The following is a 9,835-nucleotide window of genomic DNA, read 5'->3' as shown; positions in this document are numbered from 1 at the left end:
TCGCCGCGGAAGGTCGGCGGCAGGAACCGCTGCTTCTGCTCCTCGGTGCCGAACGCGACGATCGACGGGATGATCCAGGTCGCGATGCCCATCTGCGGGCGCTTGACGCGGCCCGCGGTGAACTCCTGGGCGATGATGATCTGCTCCACCGGACCGGCGGCGCGCCCCCACGGCCTCGGCAGATACGGCAGGGTCCAGCCGCCCTCGGCGATGGCGACCCTGCGCCGGTCGCGCTCCATCGCCTTCAGCGCGGCCACCTCGGCGCGGATCTCATCGCGCAGCTTCTCGGTGTCGGGGTCGAGGTCGATGTCGACCGGCCGGAGCCCGGTGCTGGTGGCGGTGTGCACCACTTTCTGCGGGTACTCCGAACCGCGGCCGAAGGAGGCGGCCAGCATCAGCGCCCGGCGGTAGTACACGTTCGTGTCGTGCTCCCAGGTGAAGCCGATCCCGCCGTGCACCTGGATGCAGTCCTGCGTGCACCGTTGGGCGGCCGCCGGTGCCAGCGTCGCCGCCACGGCTGCCGCGAACTCGACGTTGGAAGCGCTGATTTCCCAATCGTTTTCGCGTGCCTCGTCGATGGCGCGGGCGGCGTCCCACACCGCCGCGGTGGCCCGCTCGGTGTCGGCGATCATTTCCGCGCACTTGTGTTTGATGGCCTGGAACTGCCCGATCGGCCTGCCGAACTGCTCGCGGATCTTGGCGTAGTGCGACGCGGTGTCGGTCGCCCAGCGCGCCACCCCGATCGCCTCGGCGGACAGTAGCGTCGTCATCAATGCGTGCGCGGTCGCCATGCTCAGGTTGCCCAATGCGGCGTCTGCGCCCACCTCGACGGCGTTGGCGCGTACATGGGCGACGGGGCGCAGCGGGTCGATGCTTCGCACCGGCTCGATCTCGAGTTCCTCGGCGCGCAGCACCACCCATTCCTCGCCGCTGTCGATGGCGACCGGCAGCACCAGCACGGAGGCCTGCGCCGCCGCGGGCACCGCGCGGACCTCGCCGCGGAGCACCAGCGTGTCACCCTGGCGGGTGGCGGTGAGCCCGCAGCAGTCCATCGCGTATGCGGCGATGGCCGCACCGGACGCCAGCTCGGAGAGGACCTTGGCGTGCGGATCGCTGGCGGAGATCAGGGCGCTGGCGATCGCCGACGGCACGAAAGGCCCGGGCACCGCGCCATAGCCGAACTCGGCCAGCACGATGGCCAGCTCGAGGATGCCGAAGCCCTGCCCGCCCACGGACTCGGCCAGGTGCAGGCCCTGCAGGCCCTGGTCCGCGGCGGCTTGCCAGTACGGCGGGGGATTGTCGATCGGCGTTTCCATGGCCGCGTGCAATGCCTCGGACGGCGCGATGCGCGCCACCAGCGACCGCACCGAATCGGCCAGGTCTTGATGCTCAGGAGTGATAGCGATCGGCATTGGTCGCCTTCCCATGCTTTCGGGTTCCGTCTCGGCCGGGCAGCTTCCAAACTAACAACCGGTCGGTTGGTTGACCACAGGGGTCGGTCGGGTGGCGACGGGTCTCAGCGAAACCGCTTGGCGATCCAGTCGGCGATGATGTCGGCTTGCTCGTCGCGGGCGCCCGGGGTGGTGAAGTAGTGATCGCTGTCGATCGACGCCTCGGTCTTGTCGGGGCCGGCGAGCGCGGCGAAAATCCGCTGGGCGTCGGACGGGAACACACCGGTGTCGGCCTCGGCGTTGATCACCAGGGCGGGGCAGGTGATGCGGGCCAGGTGTGGCTCGGCCCGGGTCTGCGCCACCCGCAGGCTCCACATGCCCAGCCAGTTGCGCAGGGTGCAGGCCGCCGCGATCCCGTGTGCGGACCGGTTGGCCTTCGCCGGGACGCCGGCATAGCACATGTTCGGTTGACGCCGCGTGGGCTCGATGCCGGCATCCACCATGCGGGGGTCCGCCCAGGTGCGCATGACGCTGAACGGACGGTCGGAAAATCCCGCCGCGCGAACGCGTTTGAGCTCCCGCTCCGCCCAGTCGGTGATGGCGTGGTTGCGCGCCGTTTGCGCACGGCGGTAGCGGGCCAGGAACTCCGGCGCGTACGGCGGGCCGTTGCGCTCGTTGAACAGGTCGAGGTCGGCGTCGGTGGCGACGGGGTCGTTCTCGTCGACGACGGCGGCGTCCATCCAGGCCGTCAGCACGTCCGGCCGCCCGGGATGGGCCGCGGTGGCCACGTAGCCGTCGGCGGCGGGCAACTCGGTCAGGCCCGTCGCGGGTCGCATCCCCTCCAGCGGGGTCACGTTCGGCGCCACGGCCTGCGACTGATACGCGGCCATCAACGATCCGCCACCCGAATTGCCGAGCAGCACAACCGTTTCCACCCCCTGCACCTCGCGCAGCCAGCGCACTCCCACGCCGATGTCCACCAGCGCATGGTCGAGCAGGAAGCTGCTCTCGAAGCCGCGGAACCTGGTATTCCAGCCGAGAAACCCGATCCCGCGGGTGGCCATGTAGTCGGCGAGGTAGTGCTCGGAGAAGTCGATCTGGTAGTGGGTGGCGATCATCGCCACCGTGGGCTTGTGGCCCTCCCCGCGGTGGTACAGACCCTGGCAGGGATGCCCGCCCGCACCGGCGCGCCCGGCGGTGGGCGACGGCAAACCGACGAACTCGCGGCGCACTCCCGCGGCACCGGTGTGAAGAGTCATTTCGGCGGCCCTGCTGGCGACGGACATCTCGGAGAAAACTGAAGCTGATGTTAGATTCTTCAATTACATCTTGGCCAGGATTTCCCACGCCGGGACGGAGGGGAACTGCGATGATCAAGCCCCACAACACCAACACGGAATTCGAACTCGGCGGGATCAACCACGTCGCGCTCGTTTGCTCGGACATGGCCCGCACCGTGGACTTCTACACCAACATCCTGGGCATGCCGTTGATCAAGTCGCTGGACCTGCCCGGGGGCGCGGGCCAGCATTTCTTCTTCGACGCGGGCAACGGCGACTGCGTCGCATTCTTCTGGTTCGCCGACGCTCCCGACCGGGTGCCGGGCATCTCGTCGCCGGGCGCCATCCCCGGCATCGGCGACATCACCAGCGCGGTGAGCACCATGAACCACCTGGCATTCCACGTGCCGGCCGAGAAGTTCGACGCCTACCGTCAGCGCCTCAAGGAGAAGGGTGTGCGGGTGGGGCCGGTGCTCAACCACGACGAGAGCCCCATGCAGGTGTCCGCCACGGTGCATCCCGGGGTGTACGTGCGTTCGTTCTACTTCCAGGACCCCGACGGCATCACGCTCGAATTCGCTTGCTGGGTCAAGGAATTCGATAGCAGCGATGCGAGCACGGTGCCGAAGACTGCGGCCGACCGCCGGCCCGCGGTGCCGGCCGGCCGGCCGTGACCGAGGGCATCCTCTCCGACGCCCGGATCGCGGCCCTGACGCCCGGGGAGCGGCGTGACCTGATCACCCGGCTGGAACAACCCGTGAGCGACATCGTCGACCCCGTGTTCCTGGCCCGCGTGCGGCGAATCCGGTTGAGCCTGATGGCCGGTGGCTCGGCGGTGATGATCCCCTGGCTGGGCTATCTGTCCACGACGCTGCCGGAGAACTACGTCGTGCACAACTGGCCCCTCACCTGGATGGGCTACGACGTGTTGTTGATGGTCTTCATGGCGGCGACGGCCGTGTTGGGCTACCTGCGCCGCCAGGTGCTGATCCCGGCCGCGTTCACCACCGGTGTGCTCCTGATCTGCGACGCATGGTTCGACCTGATGACCGCAGGCCCCAGGGACGTCTGGCTGTCGGTGGCCACCGCTGTGCTGGTCGAGCTGCCGCTGGCCGCCTTCATGATCTTCAGCGCGCTGCGGCTCATGCGCCTGACCATGGAGCGGTTCTGGCTGCTGGATCCCGGGATGCGGCTGTGGCAGCTGCCGCTGTTGCCCTGAGCGGGTGCGGTCGTTTGCTCCGGAGAGAGCAGATTACCGGCGTCGCCGCGACAGCGCGCGGGATTGCGAATCTTGTCCAAAACCGCGTAATCCTCGCGTTCCTGTACTAGCGTCCAACAACAGCGACTCGGGGGTACGAGCGACGACCGTAGGTTCAACTCCACACACGAAAATCAGTTCGCGAAGCTCCCCGGTACGAAATTGAATTCATATTGCGCATAAAACCCATTCGGGAATGGGTTTCCGGTACCCCCTTGCCGCACAACGGAATCAGCACCTCACAGAGCGAGGATCAAGAAATGGTCGCACTCGGGAACATCTACGAATGGGAACCGCCGCACGGACCACTGACCACGTGGACGGCCACGCCCGCGGCGCACGAAGCGGCTCGCACCGCGCCATTGAGCGATTTGGTTCCGAGTTATCAGCAGACTCAACACCTCTGGACCGCCCACCTCGGCGACACGATGAACCGACAGCTGCCCCGGTTGATGGTGGTGGCGTGGGACATTCCCGGCACGTGTGACATCCCGGCGATGACGGCGGCGATCAACGCCCATGTCCGTGGTCAGGACACCTACCACAGCTGGTTCGAGATCGTCGAAGGCGTCATCGTCCGCCGCGCGATCGCCGACCCCGGGGTCATCGAATTCGCTCCGACGGCGTTCGGACAGATGAGCCCCGAACAGGCGCGTGCGCACGTCTTGACGACGACGCCCGGGACGCTCGGATGGGGCTGCTTCACCTACGGAGTCGTCCAGGGGCCCGACCACTTCACCTTCTACGCCAGCGTCGACCACCTGCACATCGACGGCGTGTCCGCCGCGCTGATCTTCCTCGACATCCACCTGACGTACCAAGAGCTGGTGCTGGGTGCGCAAGGCGGCGAGCTTCCCGCACCCCGCGAGCTGAGAAGTTACCGCGACTACACCGTGCGGCAGCGGGAGAGGGCGGCGAGCCTGACCCTGTCGTCCCCGGAGGTCAAGGACTGGATTGCGTTCGCGCGTGAGGCCGACGGTGACTGGCCGAGCTTTCCGCTGCCGCTGGGCGACACATGGGCCAGCTGCAAGGGCGACCTGGTCACGGTCGACTTGCTCGACGCCGCGGGGACGGAGTCGTTCGACGCCGCATGTTGCGCAGCCGGTGCCCGGTTCATCGGGGGAGTCCTGGCTTGCACGGCGTTGGCGGAGCGCCAATTGACCGGCAAGGAAACCTATTTCGGGTTCACGGCCAGGGACACCCGGGACATGGGCGTCGACACCATGACGGTGGGATGGTTCGCCAGCCTGATCCCCGTGACGGTTCCGACGGCCGGCGACTCGTTCCCCGAGGCGGCACGGGCGGCTCAGAAATCCTTCGACTCCGCCAAGGATCTCGCCGCCGTGCCGGTCGAGCGCGTGCTGGAGTTGGCGACCCCGGATCAGCTGGGCATCAAGCTGCCCACGCAACTGCCGATGATGTTGTCGTTCCTCGACTTTCGAAAGATCCCCCTTGTCGGGATGTGGACGGAGATGAATTTCGGCACCTATGGCGACAGCCTGTCCGCCGGCGGGATCAACATGTGGATCAACCGGCACGTGGAACGCACCACGGTGACGATCTCCTTCCCGGACAACGAGATAGCCCGCGAGTCGGTGCAGCGCTACCTGGCGGCGCTGATCCGGGAATTCGCCCGGGTGATCGAGACCACCCCCGACCAGCCCGATGTGGTTGCGGCCTAGACGCACGAGACGGCGGGAGTCGGGATGATGAGCAACGTGCTGGACCTGGCCGACCAGACCATGTTCCTCGGCGAGCGGGCGACCGCCACCACCAGTGTGCTGCAGTGCATCTGGGTATACGACCGCGCCGTCGACGTCGACGGGCTGCGAAGGTTTCATCGCCATCTCGGTCGGGGTCGGCTGCGTCGCCGCATCGAACGGTCCCCGTTGCCGTTCGGCAGGCATCGCTGGGTGGCTCCCACCGTTCAGTCGGAGCTCGAGATCGTCGCTGCGCCACGGCCCCGTGAGGCGATCGGCGACTGGCTGGAGGAACAGGCGGATAGGCGACCCGATGCCGAGCACGGGCCCGGATTCCACCTTGCCCTGCTCCCCTTGACCGACGGCGGCGCGGCGGTGAGCCTGGTGACCACCCATTGCCTCACCGACGGCGTCGGGCTGTGCGAGGCGTTGGCGGACGCGGCGTGCGGCCGCGACGACACCATCGACTGGCCGCCCCCGGCGGTACGGCTGCGGTGGCGGGCCGTGCGCGAGGACGCACACCAAACCGCATGCGACGCATCAAGCGTGGGCCGCGCCGTGGTGGCCGCGATCCGCCTGGCCGGGACTGCACGCCACGCCGGCGCCGCCGCGTCGCCGGCCGCCAAGCGGCCCGCGCCGCCCGTCGGGGCGGACGAGCTCATCACGCTGCCCATGGCGACGCTGTTCATCAACGCCGACGAGTGGGACGCGCGCGCGCAGGCACTCGGGGGGACGAGCAACGCGCTGCTCGCTGGACTGGCCGCCCACCTCGCCCGACGAGTCGGGCGAGTCGCCGCGGACGGAACGGTCAACGTGGGAATGCCGGTCAACGAGCGCACCCCGGGCGACACCCGCGCGAACGCGGTCGTCAATGTCGACATCACGGTCGACCCCGCTCCGGCGACGACCGACCTGCGCGAGATCCGCACCAGGGTCAAGGAAGCCCTGTCCCGCCACCTGGACGAGCCCGACGAGCGCTGGGCCTTGCTGCCGCTGATTCCGCTGATCCCGAAGCGCGTCATGCGGCGGCTGATCGGCGTGGTCACCGGCAGCGCGATCACCGTCGTGTCGTCAAACCTCGGGACGCTGGACCCGGCCGTCAACCGGGCGGACGGCACCGAGGCCGATCACTTCGCCATGCGGACGGTGTACCCGGGGGTGACCACCGCGACCATGTACCGCACCAACGGGGCACTGGCGTTGTTGTCGGGGCGGGTGCACGGCCGGGTGTTCGTCTCGTTCCTCGCCTACGAGCTCGGTCGACACAACTCGATTGAGCAACTACGAGCCAACGTTTCAGATGCGCTGAGCGACTTCGGGCTGACGGCCACCACGGCCTGGCGCACGGCCTGCCCGGCGTAAGCACCCGCTAGGCGTCGGCCGCCGCCCGGGATTCCTTGGTGCGATAGAGCCTTGGCTCGGCGAGCTCGTCGAGCAGGGCGGCCAGGTGATCGATGAGCTGGTCGGGTTCGAGCCGGACGTCGCCGGCGAGCCAGGCGCTGATGGTCTGCCCTACGCCGCCGACCACGAAGTGCGCCGCCGCCTTGATGCGGTCGTTTGCCGGAACCCGCATCGCGTCCCCGACGTGCTGGCCGGACAGCATGGCGAACAACGCGCTGGATTCGGCGCGCTTGCGCACGATCACCGGATCGGCAAGCTGCGTGCTGAACAGCAGGCGCCCGAGCCGGGCGTCGTCGGCGATGGTGTGCACGATGTTGGCCATCCCCGCTCGCGTCTGCTCGTGCGCCGGCACCGCCGTCACCGCGGCCTGCGTGGTGGCGGCCAGCTGGGCAACCACCCAATCGAAGACGGAGCCGACGAATTCGTCTTTGTCGGCGAAGCTCTCGTAGAAGTACCGGGCCGCCAACCCGGCCTCACGGCACACGCCGCGGACGGTGACCGCCGAGACGCTCTGTTGCTCGGCGCCGAGCAGCTCGAGGCCCGCGGCCAAGAGGCGGTTGCGCCGCGTGGCCAGGCGCTGCGCGGCCTCGACGCCGCGGTAGGGCCGCGCGCTGGAGGTCTCGCTCATGCCACCCATCTTGACACCGGCGGGGCGTCGCGACAATATCAGGAAACAGCCGTTCTCACATTGGCGGCAGTGCCGCGGGAGGGGATGACGATGGCGATCCGCGAGGCTGTTCAGGAACCGGCTCGGCATGTCGAGCGCCCCATCGCCGACCCGCCCCGGCCATCCCCGGCGCGGCGGCGCCGGTTGGCGCTCGGCATCGACGAGGGGTTGATGGGCGTCGCGCTGTTGGCCGGCCCGGCGAACGTGGTCATGCAGTTGGCGCGTCCCGGTGTCGGCTACGGCGTCATGGAGAGCCGCGTCGAGAGCGGCCGCGTCGACCTGCATCCGATCAAGCGCGCACGTACCACCTTCACCTACCTGGCCGTGGCGACCAACGGCAGCGACACCCAGAAGGAGGCCTTCCGCCGCGCGGTGAACCGCGCCCACGCGCAGGTCTACTCCACCCCCGAAAGCCCGGTGCAGTACAACGCTTTCGACCCCGCCCTGCAGCTGTGGGTGGGGGCGTGCCTGTACAAGGGCGGGGTCGACATCTACCGCATGTTCATCGGCGAGCTGGACGGTGAGGACGCCGACCGCCACTACCGGGAGGGCATGGCGCTGGCCACCACCCTGCAGGTGCCCCCCGAGATGTGGCCGGCGGACCGGGCCGCGTTCGACCGGTATTGGGAGGAGTCGCTGGCCAAGGTGCACATCGACGACGCGGTCCGCGAATACCTGTATCCCATCGCCGCCGGCCGCATGCCGGGACTGGCGCTCCCGCGCCGGCTGCAGCGCGCCTGCGACAACTTCGCGTTGCTCGTCACCACGGGCTTTCTGCCGCAGCGGTTCCGCGACGAGATGCGCCTGCCCTGGGACGCCGCCAGGCAACGGCGCTTCGAACGGCTGATTGCGGCGCTCGCCCTGGTGAACCGGCGCCTGCCGCGGTTCGTTCGCCGATTCCCGTTCAACGTCCTACTGGCCGACGTCGACCGCCGGATCAGGACGGGGCGCCCACTGATCTGACGCGCGCGGCGGCCGAACCCCGGCCGTGTTGATAACGACAATCATATTCATTAAGCTCTCCTCTGCCTGGTAAGCCTTCCCAGCCTGAGGAGTACCTATGACGGCACCGATCTGGATGGCCTCGCCACCCGAGGTGCACTCCGCGTTGCTCAGCAGCGGCCCCGGCCCGGCGTCGCTGCTCGCGGCGGCGGGCGCATGGTCCGACCTGAGCACCGAATACGCCGCGGCCGCAGCGCAACTCAGCGGCGTCTTGGCCGCGGCGCAGGCCGGCTCGTGGCAGGGGCCCAGCGCGGAGTCGTACGTCGCCGCGCATGCGCCCTACCTCGCGTGGCTCACGCGGGCGGGCGCGGACAGCGCCGCGGCGGCCGCCGAACACCAGACCGCCGCCGTCGCCTACACCGCGGCGTTGGCGGCCATGCCGACGCTGCCGGAACTCGCCGCCAACCACGCCATCCACGGCGCTTTGGTGGCGACGAATTTCTTTGGCGTGAACACGATTCCGATCGCGGTCAACGAGGCCGACTACGCGCGGATGTGGGTGCAGGCCGCCACCACGATGACGACCTATCAGGCCGTCTCGACCGCGGCGGTGGCGTCCACACCGCAAGCCGACCAGGCGCCGCAGATCGTGAAGACGGACGCTTCAGCCGATAGTTCGTCGAACGTGGACCACGACCCCACCATCGACAATCCGCTCGACGACTTCATTGCGCAAATCCTGAAGAACTTTGGGATCAACTGGGATCCGGCCCAGGGCACGGTAAACGGCCTGACCTACGACTCCTACACCAACGCGTCGGAACCGATTTGGTGGGTCGTTCGAGCGCTGGAACTGCTCGAAGATTTCGAGCAGTTCGGCTACTACCTGGTGCACAATCCGGCGCTGGCCTTCCAATACATCGTTCAGCTCATGCTGTTCGACTGGCCGACCCACATCCTCGAGATCCTGACCACGGCGCCGCAGCTGCTGGCCCCCGCGCTGCTGCTCGCGGTCGCCCCCTTCGGCGCCGTCGCCGGCTTCGCCGGGCTGGCCGGCCTGGCCGGGATACCTCAGCCGGTCCCCGTCCCGGCGCCGCCACCGCCGGCGCCCGCGCTGCCCGCCGCGGCACCGGAACTGAGCCACACTCGCAACCCGGCAGCGCTGCGCCCCCGATCCCGGCGGCCAGCACCGCCAC

General features: G+C 68.7%; 9 protein-coding genes. 6 read left to right on the top strand and 3 right to left on the bottom strand.

Features of this window, described 5'->3' with window-relative positions; all coding sequences use genetic code 11:
• Together A9X04_RS16815 and A9X04_RS16810 are read right to left on the bottom strand one after the other, a co-directional pair.
• On the bottom strand, positions 1 to 1,412 hold a 1,412-nt coding region (locus A9X04_RS16815; RefSeq protein WP_197509195.1), incomplete at its 3' end, for an acyl-CoA dehydrogenase.
• 104 nt (positions 1,413 to 1,516) lie between these two features.
• Positions 1,517 to 2,650 carry an alpha/beta hydrolase gene (locus A9X04_RS16810; protein WP_067922625.1) on the bottom strand — a complete coding sequence of 378 codons (1,134 nt, stop codon included), beginning with the start codon at positions 2,648 to 2,650 and terminating at the stop codon, positions 1,517 to 1,519.
• Positions 2,651 to 2,760: 110 nt separating this feature from the next.
• Here A9X04_RS16810 and A9X04_RS16805 point away from each other — a divergent pair, with 110 nt between their 5' ends.
• The 4 genes from A9X04_RS16805 (at position 2,761) to A9X04_RS16790 (ending at position 6,991) form a co-directional block, all read left to right on the top strand.
• Entirely contained in the window at positions 2,761 to 3,345 is a 585-nt protein-coding gene (locus tag A9X04_RS16805; RefSeq protein ID WP_067922613.1) for a VOC family protein, read from the top strand.
• The gene (locus tag A9X04_RS16800; RefSeq protein ID WP_067922610.1) at positions 3,342 to 3,890 is read left to right on the top strand and encodes a hypothetical protein; all 549 of its coding nucleotides are present in this window, start codon (positions 3,342 to 3,344) and stop codon (positions 3,888 to 3,890) included. Before A9X04_RS16805 ends, A9X04_RS16800 begins: the two co-directional genes overlap by 4 nt.
• Before the next feature lie 299 nt (positions 3,891 to 4,189).
• Complete coding sequence (locus A9X04_RS16795) at positions 4,190 to 5,611, top strand: condensation domain-containing protein (protein ID WP_067922607.1); 1,422 nt, start codon at positions 4,190 to 4,192, stop codon at positions 5,609 to 5,611.
• A 27-nt stretch (positions 5,612 to 5,638) separates the two neighbouring features.
• Complete coding sequence (locus A9X04_RS16790) at positions 5,639 to 6,991, top strand: hypothetical protein (RefSeq protein ID WP_067922622.1); 1,353 nt, start codon at positions 5,639 to 5,641, stop codon at positions 6,989 to 6,991.
• 7 nt (positions 6,992 to 6,998) lie between these two features.
• On the opposite strand, the gene A9X04_RS16785 is transcribed toward A9X04_RS16790, so the two are convergent.
• The gene (locus A9X04_RS16785; protein ID WP_067922604.1) at positions 6,999 to 7,667 is read right to left on the bottom strand and encodes a TetR/AcrR family transcriptional regulator; all 669 of its coding nucleotides are present in this window, start codon (positions 7,665 to 7,667) and stop codon (positions 6,999 to 7,001) included.
• An 81-nt stretch (positions 7,668 to 7,748) separates the two neighbouring features.
• Here A9X04_RS16785 and A9X04_RS16780 point away from each other — a divergent pair, with 81 nt between their 5' ends.
• Both A9X04_RS16780 and A9X04_RS16775 read left to right on the top strand, forming a co-directional pair.
• Positions 7,749 to 8,660: an oxygenase MpaB family protein gene (locus tag A9X04_RS16780; RefSeq protein ID WP_067922619.1), complete on the top strand. Its 912-nt coding sequence runs from the start codon at positions 7,749 to 7,751 to the stop codon at positions 8,658 to 8,660.
• Between the two features lie 97 nt (positions 8,661 to 8,757).
• Positions 8,758 to 9,835: PPE family protein (locus tag A9X04_RS16775; RefSeq protein WP_067922616.1), on the top strand; the 1,078-nt coding region annotated here is incomplete at its 3' end.

The organism is Mycobacterium sp. E3247 (genome assembly GCF_001667785.1).
GTDB lineage: Bacteria > Actinomycetota > Actinomycetes > Mycobacteriales > Mycobacteriaceae > Mycobacterium.
This window is presented reverse-complemented; position numbering and strand designations above follow the sequence as displayed.